This window comes from Streptomyces sp. NPDC026301 (assembly GCF_055567935.1).
Window position 1 is genome coordinate 22470 of record NZ_JBVHPN010000013.1, and the last position, 15281, is coordinate 37750.

Sequence of the window (15281 nt, forward strand, 5' to 3'; positions counted from 1 at the left end):
GACCACCTCACTCGCACGCTGTTCCTGCCGTCCGTCACACGTGCCCCTCCCGTCGCGCTCCCGGCGCAGGAAGTCACCACACCTGCATAACCGACAGAAAGGACACCGGCGTCCTCCTTACGGCATGACCGGCTTCCCGCGCGGCGACCGCTGCTCAGGCGTGGCCCGCGGCCGGCGGGAACGCGGTGTCGATGACCTCCCGCAGGGCCCGGTAACAGCTGCACGCCCGGGCCTCCAGGCGCGCGCGGTCCAGCACGGTGATCGTGCCGCGGCGGTACCTGATGCACCCCTCCTCGGCCAGCGCGCCCGCGACCTCGCTCACCGAGGACCTGCGCACCGAGAGCATCCGGGCGAGGAATTCCTGGGTGAGCACGAACTCGTCGCTGTGCATACGATCGGCGGTCATCAGCAGCCAGCGTGCGCAGCGTTGCCGGGTGCGGTGGCTGCGGTTGCAGGCCGCGTTCCGTGCCAGCTGGGTGAACATGGTCTGGGTGTAGCGCTGCAGCACCTGCTGGAACGCGCCGTCCACCACGGCCATCTCGTGCCGGAACCGGTCGGCGTCCATCCGCAGCCCCCACCCGGCGACCTGGCACGTGGCCCGCTCGGTCGGGGTGCCGACGCCCAGGAACACCGGAAGCCCGACCAGGCCCTCGTCGCCGACGGTGGCGACCTCGACGCTCGTCCCCTCCGGCTCGGCGCCCGGCTCATCCGGCTCGGCGCCCGGTCCGTCCGGCGCGCTCGGTCCGTCCAGCTCGGCGAGGAGCGAGCACACGCCGCGCACCGGGAACCACAGCGCCTCGATCCGCTCGCCGGGCCGGTACAGCACGTCCGAAAGCTTCATCTCGACCGGCTCCAGCCCGGACCGCAGCCGCTCCAGCTCCGGCTTCGGCAGGGCGGCGAGCAGCCGGTTGTCCAGTAGCGCGTCGGCACCACCCGTCGCGTTGCCCGCCATGGCGCACTCACCCTTCGGTCCGGCCGGCACTCGGGTCGCCGGCAGTTCCCTCCGGTTCATCCTCCGGCACTCAGCCGGCGACCGCCGGTGGGATCACCGCCGCCCAGGGCGGCAGCGACACGCGCATCAAGCCTGCGGCGCCCGGCGCCATCACAAGGCTGACCAGCGCGTGCGCCAGCACCGGCAAGGGGAGTACGAAGTCTACGCAGCCGGTGGCGATCGCCGCGCTGGGCATGCCGAAGGCCTCCGCCGTTCCGGCGTCCTGGGCGAGCACCCGGCCCCCGGCGCCCCGGATGTGCCGCGCCCCCAGCGCCCCGTCCTCCAGCCGCCCGGTCAGCACCGCCGCCAGCACCCGCGACCCGAACGCGGCAGCGGCCGAGGCGAACGTCGGATCCGCCACCTGACGGCCGTCGACGGCGCGCAGCGACACGTCCCCCGTCGGCGTGAAAACGGCCGACCGCCCCGCCGGCACGACATGCGCGACACCCGGCGCAAGCCGGTCCTCGTCCCCCAGCAGCCGCACCGGCAGCGCCGAGCGGTACCCCAGCACCTTGAGCAGCCCGTCCTGCTCCCGCACCGGCCGGTGCTGCACCAGCACCACCGCGGCCGGAAACCCCTCGGGCAGCGCCGCGAGCACCTCCCGGTAGGCGCTCACCCCGCCCAACGACGCGGCGAGACACACCACATCGAACGCGGCAGCCCGCTGCCCGGTACCGAACACAACGCCACTCCAATCCACCGCCCCGACACCGTCCGCCGTCCAGCCGCCCCGAAGACGGTCAAGACGCCGAAGACCCCCAGCCGAGCCGGCTGGGGGTCTTCACACATGTGGGCACAACAGGATTTGAACCTGTGACATCTGCTTTGTAAGAGCAGCGCTCTACCGCTGAGCTATGCGCCCGGATGAACCGACAGACTACCTTGCCTGCGGGGATGGTTCGCAAACCCGTGGGGCGGTCGGTCCGGATGCTGAACCTACCGGCCGGTGTGTTCGTCCGTACAGGGTGGGAGAATGGCTTCGGGCCTGGGGCGACGCGAGCGGGAGAGGGTTGTGACGGCGACACACACGCGGCCGTACGAGCAGCGAGCACGTCGTCGGTGCCCGTGCCGGCCGCGGCGACAGTCGGTGGGGGGATGATGGCGTTCGCCGGTGGCGGTACCAGACGGTGGTTCGGGCGCGGGGAGAGTCAGCGGGCGGAGGCGCAGGCGGCGAAGGACGCCGCGGCGGCCGCTTTCTACGAGCTGGACACCGCGCAGCGGGACCTGCGGATCTCGATCGAGACGATCACGGCGGTGGACGACTCGCCGGGCGCGCGGCGGGCCGCCGAGGGGTATGCGCAGCTGGGGCAACGGATCGACGAGGTCAGCCGGACGTACATCGCGGCCGTGGACGCGCACGACCTGGACCGGGACGACCTTGATGGCGCCGCCGCCTCGCGGGCGCGCGCCGATCTGACCCGGGCCAAGGACGAGCTGACGGCGGTCGGCAAGGAGCTGGAGCGGTTCGCGCAGGGCCTCGGGCCGCTGCTGCAGTCCGCGGAGACGCAGCTCGCGCGGTTGGCGCCGGCGGTGGAGCGGGCGCGGCAGGCGCTGCTCGCGGCGACCCAGGCGCTGGACGCGGTGCGCGCGAGCGGCCTGAAGGCCGACGATCTCGCGGCCCGGCTGGCGGCGCTGTCGCCCGAGCTGACCAAGCTGAACCAGGGGGCCGGGCAGCACGGCGTGCAGGAGACGATCCAGCGCGCCGACGACGTACTGCGCCGGGCCGAGGCCGTCCGTACGGAGGCGGAGCGGCTGCCGGAGAAGGCCGCGGACATCGACAAGCGGCTGGTGTCGCTGCGGACCCGGGCGCAGGCGATCACGACGCGCGCGGGCGGGGTCGATCCGGTACTGAGCGAGCTGCGGCGGCGGTACAGCGCGGCGTGCTGGCAGGACCTGCAGCAGGTACCCGACCAGGCGGCGGACGCCGTGCGGCAGGCCGAGACGAAGCTGCGGGAGGCGCAGCGCGCGCGGGACGAGCAGCGGTGGGCGGACGCGACGAGTCTGCTGGCGACCGTACGGGCGCTGCTGAACACGACGGACGAGGCGGTGTCGGCGGCCGGGGACCGGCTGCGGCGGCTGGACGAGGTGTCCTTCGACCGGCAGAAGGAGGTCGAGCGGACACGGTTCGCGATCCGGGACGCGCAGCGGCTGGCGATGGCCGGGCGCAGTACGCCCGATCCGCGGCACGCGCGTCCGCTGGACGAGGCGGTGGCCCGGCTGGAGCGCGCGGAGGCCGGGCTGGAGGGCAGCCGGCATCCGGACTGGTGGCACTTCCTGACCGAGACGGACGCGGTGCGGGAGACCGCGGCGCGGGTGGTCCGGACGATCCGCGAGGAGCGGGGCGGCGGGAGCTGAACCGTTCCGTTCGTGAGGCGCCCCACCGCCGGCCGGGCCGGTGAGGCGCCGGCCCGGCCGGTGGTGGCGTCCGCCTTCACTGGTGTTCCGGGGCGGTGTTGCACAGGGTCGAGGGGCCCGGCTGGGGCGTGACGTTCGGCAGTGTTGTGTGGGCCTTGGCGACCGCGACTCTGAGCTCGTGGTGCACGGCCTCGGACAGCGTGCTTCCCTGGGCCGTGCCCACCAGCTCTCCGGCCAGGCGGTGCAGTTTGGTGTTGGTGTTCTGCGAGGCCGCGACCAGGACGTCCCAGGCCGCCTCGGGGCTCAGCCCGAAGGAGGCCATGAGGATGCCGCGGGCCAGGTCGATGGTCGGCCGGGTCTGCATCGCCCGCCGCAACTGGGCGACCAGGGCGCGCAGGTCCTGGTCGGTGTCCTCGGGCGGGTTCACATCGTGGTCTTCGCGGTGCGTCATGTCTTCGCCGTCCGGGTGGGGGTGGGTAACAGGTCCCGGCTGCCGGTCAGGTCGAGCGGCCGCTCGACCGCGGGGCTGCTGGAGCGGAGGTCCAGGTCGATGCCGTCGGCCGAGCGGTAGAGGGTCCGGCGCAGAGCGGGGCGGAGCTCTTGACCGGCGTCGAGGGCCGGCTCTCCCCGCACCGCCACGCGCGTCCGGTCGCCGTCCGGCATGGCCTCTCCCTTGCGTGTGCCTGCGTGTCCGTCTGCGGTCCCAGGCTGCCTTCCGCGCCCATACACGTCAACCAATACCGGAAATGCAGTACGTGTTTTTGAACTCACGCATGTGGGGTCGCTACGGTTGGGGGATGGATGGAGTGCCCGAGCCACACGCCGGATGGACGTTTGTCACCAACCACGCACGGGTGCTGGCAGCCATCGCCGACAACCACAGCGCCCGCATCCGTGACATCGCCGCTCACTGCCGGCTCACCGAACGTGCCGTGCAGAAGATCATTGCCGACCTGGAGCAGGACGGTTACCTCTCTCACACCCGGGAGGGACGCACCAACACCTACCGGATCGACCCCAGCAAAGTGCTTCGGCACCCGGCCGAATCCGGGCTGACCGTGGCCGCGCTGCTCTCCCTGCTCGTCCATGACGAAGCCGGCCGCTCCCCGTCGCCCGACGCGAACGGCCGACGCCGCGCACCGGCCTGAGAGCCCGACCGTCACGACTGGCTGCCGGTCCGGCCCGCACGGCTTGCTGCCGGTGGGATGGCGTCCCGCCGCCCCGGGGCGGAAGCTGGAGAGAGGTACGGCAGTACGGCCCTGGCGGTCACTCTGCGCAAAGGAGGCCGGACATGACTGCTGGCCACGCCCTTCACGGGCCCGCCCGCACCCCGCGGCGGCACGCTCCCGGACGGCACATCCCCGGGCGGCACGCCCCTCGGCGGCACACCAAGCTCGACGAGCATCTGCCCGTCGACCACCGGCTGAGCACGGTCTACCGGGTCGGCGCCGGGCTGATGGGGCTGGTGCTCGTCGCCTTCGGCGTCCTCGGTCTGATCGACCGGATCGGCTTCTTCGACACCGGCGGCGACACGGTCGCGGGCCTGAACACGAACGGCGCGCTGAGCGTGCTGTCCATCCTCATCGGCCTGCTGCTCTTCGTGGGGATGGTGATCGGCGGGAACTTCGCCTCCACCCTCAACACCGTGCTCGGCCTCGCCTTCCTGCTGAGCGGCTTCGTCAATCTGGCGGTCCTGGAGACCGGCTTCAACTACCTCGCCTTCCACCTCCAGAACGTCCTGTTCAGCTTCGTGGTCGGGCTGATGCTGCTGGTCTTCGGCATGTACGGCCGGGTCAGCGGCGGCCTGCCGCACGACAACCCGTACTGGCTCGCCCGGCACCCGGAGGCGGTGCCCCGCTCCGCCCGCCCGACCCCGCAGCAGGCCGCGCTCCTGCGCAAGACCGAGCGCGAGGCGCAGGAGCGGGAGGCGCGGGAGCGGGAGCGGAATCCGGGACGGTAGGCCACCGGAGAAAGCGCAAGGACGAAGGACGACAGGAGGCCGCGGTTGGCAGCGGGACGGATTGCGCGGGTCGAGACGTTCCTGGTGCCGCCGCGGTGGCACTTCGTGCGCGTCGAGACCGAGGACGGCGTGGTCGGGTGGGGCGAGCCGGTGGTCGAGGGGCGCGCGGAGCCGGTGCGCGCCGCGGTCGGCGTGCTCGCCGAGTACCTGGTCGGGCGGGACGCGTCACGCATCGAGGACCACTGGCAGGTGCTGACCAAGGGCGGCTTCTACCGGGGCGGCCCGGTGCTGTCCTCGGCCGTCGCCGGGCTGGACCAGGCGCTGTGGGACATCAAGGGCAAGACGTACGGCGTGCCCGTGTACGAGCTGCTGGGCGGGGCGGTACGGGAGCGGGTGCGGGCGTACGCCTGGGTGGGCGGTGACGAGCCCGCCGAGGTCAGGGACGCGGTATCGGCGCAGGTGGCGGCCGGTTTCACGGCAGTGAAGATGAACGGCTGCGGGCGGCTGACGCCGGTCGCGACCCGGGCCGAGGTACGGGACTGTCTGCGGCGGGCCGAGGCCGCGCGCGAGGTGCTGGGGGACGAGCGGGACTTCGGGCTGGACTTCCACGGGCGGGTCTCGCCCGCGAACGCGCGCCGGCTGCTGCCGCTGCTCGCCGAGTACGCGCCGATGTTCGTGGAGGAGCCGGTGCTCGGCGAGTACGCCCACGAGGGGACGCTCGCCGGCCTGGTGAACGCGCCCGGGTCCGGCATCCCGATCGCGCTCGGCGAGCGGCTGTACTCGCGGCGGGAGTTCCTGGAGCCGCTGCGGGCCGGGGTGGCGATCGTGCAGCCGGACGTGTCGCACGCGGGCGGGATCTCGGAGCTGCGCCGGATCGCGGCGCTGGCGGAGACGTACGGGGCGCAGCTCGCCCCGCACTGCCCGCTGGGCCCTGTCGCGCTGGCGGCCTGTCTGCAGCTCGCGTTCACCACCCCGAACTTCCTCATCCAGGAGCAGAGCATCGGCATCCACTACCACCGGGGTGCGGACGGGCAGCGCGGCGCCGAACTGCTGGATTACGTGGTCGACCCGGAGCCGTTCCGCTTCGAGGGAGGCTCCCTGCTGCGGACGGCCCGGCCGGGGCTGGGCGTGGACGTCGACGAGGCGGCCGTACGCGCCGCCGACCGCAGGGGGCACGCCTGGCGGAACCCGGTGTGGCGGTACGAGGACGGGTCGTTCGCCGAGTGGTGAGGTCGGTGTCCGCACCCTGGTCGGCCCGGGTCCCTCGGTGCGGCGCGCGGTGATTCAGAATGGGCGGCACGTACCGCCCCCGCCGCACCCACCGGGAGAACCATGGACTTCAGCGCAGCGCTCCGGGCCGGGCGACTCGTCGCCATCATCCGCGGCAAGGACCCCGAGGCGTCCTTCCGTACGGTCATGACCCTCGTCGAGGAGGGGGTGCGGCTCGTCGAGGTGTCCCTCAGCGGTACGGACGCGCTGGGCGTCATCCGGCGGGCGCGGCAGGAGCTGGGGCCGGACGCCTGGCTCGGCGCGGGAACGGTCACCACCGCTGAGGACGTCGAGCGGGCCGCCGAGGCCGGCGCGAACCTGGCGGTCACGCCGGGGCTGGGCGCCGGCGTGGACGAGTGCGTGCGCCGGGGGCTGCCGGTGGCGGCCGGGGTGCTGACGCCGACCGAGGTGATCGCGGCGGAGGCGGCGGGGGCGACGGCGCTGAAGCTCTTCCCCGCGTCGTTCGGCGGCCCGGCGTACCTCAAGGCGCTGCGGGCGCCCTTCCCGGAGCTGCCGTTCGTGCCGGTCGGCGGGGTGGACGCGGCGGCGGCCCGCGCGTACCTGGCGGCAGGCGCGGTGGCGGTGGGCGTCGGCTCGCCGCTCATCGGGGACGCGGCGGACGGCGGCGACCTGAGCGCGCTGCGCCGCCGGGCCGCCGACTTCCGGGCGGTGTGCGCCGAGGGTGCGGAGGGGCTGGCGTGAGCGGTACGGACGCGGCCGGGCCGGAGGTGCTGACCCTCGGCGAGACCATGGTCGCGCTGCGCGGCAGCGGGCCGCTGAAGCTGGGCGGCACGATGCAGGTGTCCGTCGCGGGCGCGGAGAGCAACGTGGCCATCGGTCTGGCCCGGCTCGGGCACCCGGTGCGCTGGGCGGGCGCGGTCGGCGACGACGAGGCCGGGCAGCTCGTGCTGCGGACGCTGCGGGCCGAGGGCGTGGACGTCTCGGGCGCGTCGACGGACGCCGGCGGCGCGCCGACCGGGCTGCTGATGTTCGAGCCGCGGCTGCCCGAGGTGACGCGGGTGCACTACTACCGGGCGGGCTCGGCCGGTTCGCGGCTGCGCGCGGACGCCGTAGAACGGGCGTTCGCGGCAGCGCCGCCGCGCGTCCTGCACCTCACCGGCATCACCCCCGCGCTGGGCCCCGAGGCGCGGGATGCGGCCGAGCGGGCCCTGCGGCTGGCCCGCGCGCACGGCAGCACGGTCTGCCTCGACGTGAACTTCCGGTCCCGGCTGTGGAGCGCGGAGGCGGCGGCCGAGGTGCTGTGCGCCTGGGTGCCGTCCGTGGACGTACTGATCGCCTCCGAGGACGAGCTGCCGCTGTGCCTGCCGGAAAGCGCGGCTTCCCTGGAGTTCCAGGCCGAGTTGCTCCTGAAGGCCGGGCCCGGCGAGGTCGTGGTCAAGCTCGGCGCGGCGGGCGCCACCGCCTACACGGCCGACGGGCCGCGGCACGCGCCCGCGAAGGCCGTACGGGCGGTGGACGCGGTCGGCGCGGGCGACGCCTTCGTGGCGGGGTACCTCTCGGCCCTGCTGGACGGCGATCCTGTGGCCGGGCGGCTGGAGCGCGCGGTCACCACGGGCGCGTTCGCGGTCGCCTCGCCCGGTGACTGGGAGGGCGCCCCGACCCGCGCCGAGCTGGGGATGCTGGGCGCGGCGCCGGGCACGGTCGTGCGCTGAGCGCCGGTGTCCGGGCGGGCCTCCGCCCGGCCGCACGCCGTATTCTTGGGCCATGCCCCGATACGAGTACCGCTGCCGGTCCTGCGAGACGACCTTCGAGGTCAGCCGCCCGATGGCCGAGTCCGCCGCGCCGGCCCCCTGCCCCGAGGGCCATGCCGACACGGTGAAGCTGCTGTCGGCCGTCGCGGTCGGCGGTACGGCCGCGGCACCGGCCCCGAGCGGGGGCGGAGGCGGCGGCTGCTGCGGGGGCGGCTGCTGCGGCTGACGGCCCGCCGGGCGTACGGCTGACGCCGGGCCGAGCGGCGGCGCACGGGTCGGCTGCCTCTCAGTAACTCCCCACTTCCCCCAGGAACGCCCGCAGGATCTCCTCCCCCGCCGCCACGCCACGCTCGTCCAGCGCCGTGACGTGCGGGGCCGACCAGCCCGCGTCGGCCAGTTCGCCGTGGCCAGGGCGCCAGCCGCGGTCCGCCGCCAGCAGCAGGTCGGCGTCCAGCAGGGAGTCGCCGGCCGCGAGGACGCGCTCGGCGCCCGCGCGGCGCGCGGCCTCCCGGACCGCCGCGCTCTTCGTGAGCGGCTTCGGCACCGCGTAGATCTTGCGGCCCTGGAGGGAGACGGTCCAGCCGCGCACCTCCGCCCAGCCCGCGAGGTCCTTCACCCAGGTCTCCGGCAGCCGCGCCCGGTCGACGACGAGGTACGCGAAGAGGTCCTCGGCGGTACGTTCCTTCAGCAGCCAGGCCGGGTCCGCGGTGGCCAGCAGATGTGCCCGTACCTCGTCGAGCGGGGCGCACTCGGCGGCCAGCCGGGCCGCGACCGTCCGCTGCCAGTCCCGGTCGGACTCCCCGTTGACCAGCAGATGGCCGCCGTTCGCGCAGACCGCGAACTCCGGGACGGGACCCGGGAGATGGATGCGGGCGTACTGCTCGCGGGTGCGGGTGGTGGCCGGGACGAAGCGGGCGCGGCGGGCGGCCGCCAGGGTGGCGAGCAGCGCGGCCGCGGTCTCGGTCAGGTACGAGAGCGGCTTGTGGTCGTACACCTCGACGCAGAGCAGGCGGGGTGCCCGCGCGTCGGGCACGGTCAGGCCGAGCGCGGCGGCGGAGTAGATGAGCGTACGGTCGAGGTCGCTGGCGACCAGCGTGGGCATCGGTGAGCCGGTCACTCGGCCGCCACCGCCCTGCCGTCGGCGCCGGTCGCGCCGCGGGTGTAGCGCGGGTGGATCAGTCCGACGCAGCTGTACGGCAGGCCGTCGGTCTCCTCCACCGGCACGCCGCGCTGCTCCGCCAGCAGCCGTATGTGCGTGAGGTCCGCGCCCGCGCCCTTCCTGGCGAGGATCTTCCAGGGGACGCGGCGCAGCAGGACGCGGGTGGTCTCACCGACGCCCGGCTTCACGAGGTTGACGTCGTGGATGCCGTACTCCTCGCTGATCCGCTCCACCGCCGCCCAGCCCTCCCAGGTGGGCGCGCGGTCGGCGGCGAGCAGCGCCGCGGCGTCGGCGCGGGCTTCCGCCGCGACCTCGTCGAAGCGGGCCGCGACGGTGTCGAGGAAGTGCTGCGAGACGTCCGTGTCCGCCAGCTCGCGGTAGAACTTCGCGCCGTGGAAGTCGTCCGGGCCGACCAGGTCGGCGCGCAGCACCGTGCGGGATATCAGGCCTGAGACCGTGGAGTTCAGGCAGGCGGAGGGGATGAGGAAGTCGTCGCGGGTGCCGTAGGTGTCCACGCAGCCGCCGGGGTCGGCGAGCACCGCGATCCGCGGGTCGAAGGCCGCGCCGGGGAAGTCCCGGAGCGCCTGCGCCAGTTCGCGGGTGATCGCGCCCTTGCCGGTCCAGCCGTCGACGAAGACCACGTCGGCCGGGTCGTGGTGGGCCGCGAGCCAGCGCAGCGCGGTGGTGTCGATACCGCGGCCGCGGACGATCGATATCGCGTAGTGCGGCAGGTCGAGGCCGTGCGCGTGCTGCGCCCAGCGGCGCATCAGGACGCCGACGGGGGTGCCTGCGCGGGCCAGGGAGACCAGCACCGGGCGGGGCGACCGCTCGGCGAGCACCGTTTCGGTGACGGCGCCGACGGCCCGGGCGATGCGCGCCGCCGAGGTGTCCAGGGCGGCGCGGAAGAGCGCCTGGTACTCCTCGCTGGGCTGGTACTCCACCGGCAGCGATTCGGCGTAGTGCGCGCCGCCGCGCTGGATCGCCTCCTCGCGCTCCTCGGTGGGTGCTTCGAGGGAGACCTCGGAGAGGTCCTGCAGCAGCCAGCCGACGTCCTCGGGGGCGTAGGAGGAGAAGGCGGGGCCGCGCAGCGGTCCGGCTCCCGGCGCGTACGCGGGGACGACGCCGAGCAGGACGTGGTCCGTGTGCGCGGCGAGGGACGCCAACAGGCCGCCGGGGGCGTGCAGTTCGGGGGTGTCACCGGCCGAGTCGACCAGCGCGACGACCGCGTCGAAGCGGCGGCCGGGGTCCGCGCCGGGCGCGACGTTGTACGCGTACCGCTCGCCGGGGCCGTCCGCCGGGCGGTCGTGCGCCGGGAAGACGAGCTTCGTACGGATCGCGTAGCCGGGGTCGTCCACGGCGAGCACCGGGGAGCGCGTCGTGGTGGAGAAGCGGACCTCGGCGGGCAGCGCCTCGTCCAGCGCGCCGGCCACCCGCAGCGGCGCGTACATCAGCTCTTCGTTGCCGAGGACGAGGACCCGGGCGTCCGCGCGGAGCCCGCGCTCGCCCAGCGCGGCGGCGATCCGGGCCGCCATGGCCGGCAGGGCGGCCTCCAGCCGGGCGCGGTGCTCCGGGGTGAAGCCGTGCCGGCCGCCGTCCGGGAGACCGGCGGGCCACTCCAGGGCGACCCGGGTGACCTCGGCCGCGTCCGGGGCGGCGGGGACGGGGGCGGGCTCCGTGCCGTACTCCGCCACCAGCGCCCGGCCCCGCTCCAGTACGTCCGCCGGGAGCCCGGCCGTGCCGGCGGCCAGCGCGACCAGGTCGACGCGCGCCCCCAGCTCGGCGGCGAACTTCTCCAGGTGGGCGCGGTCCGCCGCGGACCGCATGTCGGTCAGGGCGACGATCACGTACCGCGGGCGGGGGTAACGGGCGTGCAGGGCCGCGATGGTGTTGAGGACCGTGCGCCCGGTGGAGAACTCGTCGTCGACCAGGACCAGCGGGCCGTCGCCGGTGAACAGGGCGCGGTCCTCGGGGAGCAGCAGATGCGAGGTGGCGTGGCTGTGCTCCTCCTCGAAGCCGCCGGCCTGCTCGACGCCGCGCACCGGGCGGCGGGTGGAGTGCACGTACGTCGCGAGCGCCAGGCCGTCGGCGACGCTGTGCCCGAGCCCGGTGGCGGTCTCGGCGTACCCGAGGACCACGGCCCGCGCGGCGGCCGCGTCGCCCAGCAGGGCGCGGACCCGGCGGCCGAGGCCGTGCCCCGCTTCGTACACCACGGCGGGCCGCTGCGGCACGTGCTTGCCGAGCACCTGCGACACGAGCAGATGGGCCCGCTTCGGATTGCGCCGCAGCGCGAGCCCCAGCAGCCCGGACAGTCCGTCAGCGCTCTCGGAGCCGGGCTCACCGGCCGGCCCCGCCGCGCCCTTCAGTTCGACCCCGAGCCGCTCCGCGACCCATTCGCCGGTCCACACCACGCCGTTATTCCCTCTCTCATGCATGCGGCACGCTCGCCGCCAGCAGTTCCACGAAGCTGACGCCCTCGCGCGCGACGCCGAAGACCTCGGCGCGCAGCAGCGTGCGCTCCGCCCAGGCGCGGTGCGGCTTCACCTCGTTCATCTTGTTCGTGTAGGCGGAGCGCAGGACGCCGCCGCCGTCGCGCTCGGGGCGCAGGATGTCGGCCGCGTCGCTGAACTCCTCGTGGCTGACGACCGACAGCGCGTGCACCGGGGGGACGTGCGAGGGGTGGATGCAGGTCTTGCCCTGCAGGCCGTTCGCCCGGTCCAGCTCGATCTCGCGCAGCAGGCCGTCCATGGCGTGCTCGATGAGGGAGGTGCGCAGCTCCTCGGCGCGGCCCCGGAAGGGGCTCTGCCGCAGCTGCGGCTTGAACATCCGCTCGTGCAGCCGGAAGTACTCCCAGACCGGCCCGGTGACCGTGAAGCCGCTGCCGTCGGCGCGGCCCAGGACGTTGACGACGTCGGCGATCACGGACGCGACGATCCGTACGTCGTACGCGGTCATGTCCGGCGCGCGGCGCAGGCCGTACGCGGAGCAGAAGTCCGTGACGCCGAGGCGCAGCGCGAGGACGCGGTCGCGGTAGGCGTCGACGGCGCGGGCGATGCCCTGCAGGGTCTCCGTGCGGCTCTCCAGGTGCAGCAGCTCGGGGGACTCCAGGACCGGCATCGCGAACAGCCGCCGCCCGCAGGCCGCTTCGGCGGCGGCGAGGGCCTCCAGGAACGGCACGCCGCGCAGCGCGGTGAACTTCGGCAGCACGAATCCGGAGAGCAGCCGGACAGCGGGGCCGAGCCGCCGGGTCAGGTCCGGTATCTGGTCGGGGGTGCGGACGCGGATGAAGAGAAGGGGAAGCGGACTTTCCGGGTCCCTGGCCTCGATTTCGGCCAGCTCGGTGAACTGCCGTACGAGATTGTCCTCACCGGCCGCCACGTCGCCGTCGCCGATGGAGTCCTCCAGGCACAGCACCATCGACACGACGCCGCGCGCGGCCTGCTTGATCACGTCGGCGGCCAGCCGTGACCTGGTCGCGGGGCTGTAGAGGGTGGCGCCGAGCGCGACGGCGAGCAGCCGCTGCGGGGAGTCGGCGGTGAACTCCGCGGGCTCCTGGTGGAACAGCGTCGCGCGGAGGCCCGGCGGCAGGTGTCCGAAATGACGCATACAACTCCCCGTGTGCGGGCGGGATTCGGCCACCCCTGCGGTTCTTTCTCCGGCTTCCGGTGTCTGGATCCGGTCGGTAATCGTACGTGTGAGCCCCTATGGAAAGTTCCCGCGCAGGTGAAAATCACGTGACGCGCGCCCGGCCGGCGGGGGCCGCGCATCCTGTCTGCGGGGGCCGCGCGCCCTGCCGGGCGAGGCCGCGCGCCGCCGTTTCCGCACGCCGTCGGTCCCCCGCGTTGTCCGCCGCCCCGCTCAGCAGGCAGGATGACGTCATGACGCACGCCATGCAGAAGGGGTCGAACGTGCCCCTCGACGCCACTGCCGTACGCGCCGTCCTGCGCTGGACGCCGGGCACGGAAGTGCCCGATGTGGACGCCTCCGCGCTGCTGCTGGGCACCGACGGGCGGGTGCGCTCGGACGCGGACTTCGTGTTCTACAACCAGCCGCGGCACCCCAGCGGCCTGGTGCGTCATCTCCCCAAGAAGCAGCTGTCCGACGCGCTGACCGACACCGTCGAGGCCGACCTGTCGGCGCTGGACCCGTCGGTGGACCGGGTGGTGCTGGCCGCGTCGGCGGACGGCGGCCCGTTCGGGCGGGTGCCGGATCTGCGGGTGGTGCTGTACGACGCGACCGGGGGCGACGGGGAACCACTGGCGGTGTTCGAGGTGGAGCCGGAGACCGGCGAGGAGACCGCGCTGATGTGCGGCGAGCTGTACCGGCGGGCGGACGCCTGGAAGTTCCGCGCGCTGGGCCAGGGGTACGACAGCGGCCTGGTGGGGCTGGCGACGGAGTTCGGCATCTCGGTGGACGACGGCGAGGACGCGGCGGACGACGCCGTGGAGCCGGCCGGCGCCGCACAGGGGGCCGACGGGGCGACGGCGGCGCAGGGAGCCGTGCCGGGCGCCGACGACGCGACCCGCGCGGTGCCCCAGCCGCCGGCGGCCGGCTCCGAGGACGTCACGCGTGCCGTGCCGGACCCGGTGCCGTTCCCCGAACCGGCCGCCGGGGCCACGGAGCCCGTCGGCACCGCGGCGTTCGCGCCGCCGACGCAGCCCACCGGCGCTCCGGCGGCCGGCCCTGCCGCCTACGGCTACCCGGAGAACGTGCCCCCGCCGCCGGCCATGCCGCCGGGTCCGCCCGCGTACGGCTATCCGGGGCCGCCCGAGCAGTCCCCGGGGCCCGCGTACGGCTACCCCGGCCCGCAGCCGGGCCCGGGCCAGGCGCAGCCCGCGTACGGCTATCCGCAGCCGCAGACGGCGGCCACCGGCTACGGCTACCCGCCGCCCGCGCCCGACGGAGCGGCCCCCGGGCCGGTGCCGGAGCACGGGCCGCTCGTACTGCCGCCGCAGGGACCGCAGTTCCAGCGCCGCTGAGGCGCTCATGGGACGGCGCGCGCCGCCCGTTCACGTCACGTGCGGGCGGGCGGGCGCGCCTGCCCGCACGTGCCGGCAGGCGCGCCCGGCGCTCACACCTGGCTCTTGTAGCCGCGCCCCCACTGCAGGCCCCAGCCGTACAGCCGGTCCAGCTCGGCCTGGAAGCCGTAGACGTACCTCACCTCGCGGCGCACCGTCAGCTCGCCCTTGGTGTTCTCCAGCATGAAGACCGCGCACGAACGGGCCTGCGGCGCCCGCTCGTCCAGCCCGATCTCCACGCGCGGCCCGTTGCTCGGGTAGAGCGTGATGATGGCGTGCGTGCGGTCGAAGGCCGGGGTGCCGTCGTAGATGTAGACGAAGATCAGCAGGCGCTTGAACTCCTCCTGGTGGTCGAGGTTGATGTAGAGCGTCTCGCCCGACCCCGAGCCGAACCGGTCGTCGCCGCTGAGCTGGATGTACGGCGCGTTGTTGATCTCGCCGAGGAAGTTCCCCAGCGGCTGCACGACGCCCTTCGTGCCGTCCTTGAGCTCGTACATGCACGCCAGGTCGAGGTCGATCTTCACGACCGCCGGGCCCTGCGCCTGCACCACTTCGGGCTTGAAGATCCGGCCCGGGTGCCGCCACAGGCTCTGCCGCCTGCCGGCGTACTCCGCGAAGTCCGTGGTGCGCATCTGCCAGGAGAGGTTGACCCGGAGGTTACCGCTGGCGGCGCCCTGTTTGGTCAGCGAGACCACGGGATCGCGTTTGGTCAGTTTGACGACGTACGACGCTCCGCCGTTGTCGAACTGCGGCGCTCCGCCGCGTCGCCAGTTTCCTAAGAACGACACTTCGCCCCACCCCATCGATCAACACCGGACAC

16 protein-coding genes and 1 tRNA gene are annotated in these 15281 nt (G+C 74.3%); 8 read left to right on the forward strand and 9 right to left on the reverse strand.

The features are described 5' to 3' along the window. Nucleotides 1-154 precede the first annotated feature (154 nt). From ACZ4MH_RS22930 to ACZ4MH_RS22940, 3 genes are all read right to left on the reverse strand, one after another. Nucleotides 155-952 (reverse strand): Crp/Fnr family transcriptional regulator, encoded by a 798-nt coding sequence (locus ACZ4MH_RS22930; protein WP_351599382.1) that lies wholly within the window; start codon nucleotides 950-952, stop codon nucleotides 155-157. A 70-nt stretch (nucleotides 953-1022) separates the two neighbouring features. After that, a complete protein-coding gene (locus tag ACZ4MH_RS22935) occupies nucleotides 1023-1673 on the reverse strand; it encodes a chemotaxis protein CheB (protein WP_351599381.1) in 651 nt (216 codons plus the stop codon). A gap of 108 nt (nucleotides 1674-1781) precedes the next feature. Continuing rightward, nucleotides 1782-1853: transfer RNA gene (locus tag ACZ4MH_RS22940), tRNA-Val, on the reverse strand. Nucleotides 1854-2086: 233 nt separating this feature from the next. Between ACZ4MH_RS22940 and ACZ4MH_RS22945 the strand changes: the two genes are divergently transcribed. After that, nucleotides 2087-3346: a coiled-coil domain-containing protein gene (locus ACZ4MH_RS22945; protein WP_351599380.1), complete on the forward strand. Its 1260-nt coding sequence runs from the start codon at nucleotides 2087-2089 to the stop codon at nucleotides 3344-3346. A 76-nt stretch (nucleotides 3347-3422) separates the two neighbouring features. On the opposite strand, the gene ACZ4MH_RS22950 is transcribed toward ACZ4MH_RS22945, so the two are convergent. Continuing rightward, nucleotides 3423-3797, reverse strand: a complete 375-nt coding sequence (locus ACZ4MH_RS22950; protein ID WP_351599379.1) for an ANTAR domain-containing protein — start codon at nucleotides 3795-3797, stop codon at nucleotides 3423-3425. After that, the gene (locus ACZ4MH_RS22955; RefSeq protein WP_351599378.1) at nucleotides 3794-4009 is read right to left on the reverse strand and encodes a hypothetical protein; all 216 of its coding nucleotides are present in this window, start codon (nucleotides 4007-4009) and stop codon (nucleotides 3794-3796) included. The genes ACZ4MH_RS22950 and ACZ4MH_RS22955 overlap by 4 nt, the downstream gene beginning before the upstream one ends. A 134-nt stretch (nucleotides 4010-4143) precedes the next feature. On the opposite strand from ACZ4MH_RS22955, the gene ACZ4MH_RS22960 reads away from it, so the two are divergent. The 6 genes from ACZ4MH_RS22960 (at nucleotide 4144) to ACZ4MH_RS22985 (ending at nucleotide 8513) form a co-directional block, all read left to right on the forward strand. Continuing rightward, nucleotides 4144-4494 (forward strand): helix-turn-helix transcriptional regulator, encoded by a 351-nt coding sequence (locus tag ACZ4MH_RS22960; RefSeq protein ID WP_351599389.1) that lies wholly within the window; start codon nucleotides 4144-4146, stop codon nucleotides 4492-4494. Nucleotides 4495-4637: 143 nt separating this feature from the next. Continuing rightward, nucleotides 4638-5306, forward strand: coding sequence for a DUF4383 domain-containing protein (locus ACZ4MH_RS22965; RefSeq protein ID WP_351599377.1), 669 nt, complete (start codon nucleotides 4638-4640; stop codon nucleotides 5304-5306). Between the two features lie 45 nt (nucleotides 5307-5351). After that, nucleotides 5352-6536, forward strand: coding sequence for a galactonate dehydratase (gene dgoD, locus ACZ4MH_RS22970; protein ID WP_351599376.1), 1185 nt, complete (start codon nucleotides 5352-5354; stop codon nucleotides 6534-6536). Between the two features lie 102 nt (nucleotides 6537-6638). Then, nucleotides 6639-7277: a bifunctional 4-hydroxy-2-oxoglutarate aldolase/2-dehydro-3-deoxy-phosphogluconate aldolase gene (locus tag ACZ4MH_RS22975; RefSeq protein WP_351599375.1), complete on the forward strand. Its 639-nt coding sequence runs from the start codon at nucleotides 6639-6641 to the stop codon at nucleotides 7275-7277. Next, nucleotides 7274-8248, forward strand: a complete 975-nt coding sequence (locus ACZ4MH_RS22980; protein ID WP_351599374.1) for a sugar kinase — start codon at nucleotides 7274-7276, stop codon at nucleotides 8246-8248. Before ACZ4MH_RS22975 ends, ACZ4MH_RS22980 begins: the two co-directional genes overlap by 4 nt. A gap of 52 nt (nucleotides 8249-8300) precedes the next feature. Next, complete coding sequence (locus ACZ4MH_RS22985) at nucleotides 8301-8513, forward strand: FmdB family zinc ribbon protein (RefSeq protein WP_030618155.1); 213 nt, start codon at nucleotides 8301-8303, stop codon at nucleotides 8511-8513. Between the two features lie 60 nt (nucleotides 8514-8573). Here ACZ4MH_RS22985 and ACZ4MH_RS22990 read toward each other — a convergent pair whose 3' ends face one another. From ACZ4MH_RS22990 to ACZ4MH_RS23000, 3 genes are read right to left on the reverse strand one after another with little or no spacing between them, the layout of a single operon-like run. Continuing rightward, on the reverse strand, nucleotides 8574-9389 hold the full coding sequence (locus ACZ4MH_RS22990; protein ID WP_351599373.1) for an HAD family hydrolase: 816 nt from the start codon (nucleotides 9387-9389) through the stop codon (nucleotides 8574-8576). An 11-nt stretch (nucleotides 9390-9400) separates the two neighbouring features. Then, complete coding sequence (locus tag ACZ4MH_RS22995; RefSeq protein WP_351599372.1) at nucleotides 9401-11878, reverse strand: phosphoribosyltransferase; 2478 nt, start codon at nucleotides 11876-11878, stop codon at nucleotides 9401-9403. After that, a complete protein-coding gene (locus ACZ4MH_RS23000; RefSeq protein WP_351599371.1) occupies nucleotides 11871-13049 on the reverse strand; it encodes an HpcH/HpaI aldolase/citrate lyase family protein in 1179 nt (392 codons plus the stop codon). Before ACZ4MH_RS23000 ends, ACZ4MH_RS22995 begins: the two co-directional genes overlap by 8 nt. 272 nt (nucleotides 13050-13321) lie before the next feature. Here ACZ4MH_RS23000 and ACZ4MH_RS23005 point away from each other — a divergent pair, with 272 nt between their 5' ends. Next, nucleotides 13322-14422 carry a TerD family protein gene (locus ACZ4MH_RS23005; protein WP_467754660.1) on the forward strand — a complete coding sequence of 367 codons (1101 nt, stop codon included), beginning with the start codon at nucleotides 13322-13324 and terminating at the stop codon, nucleotides 14420-14422. Nucleotides 14423-14514: 92 nt separating this feature from the next. Here ACZ4MH_RS23005 and ACZ4MH_RS23010 read toward each other — a convergent pair whose 3' ends face one another. Then, entirely contained in the window at nucleotides 14515-15249 is a 735-nt protein-coding gene (locus tag ACZ4MH_RS23010) for a TerD family protein (protein WP_351599932.1), read from the reverse strand. Nucleotides 15250-15281: the final 32 nt, after the last annotated feature.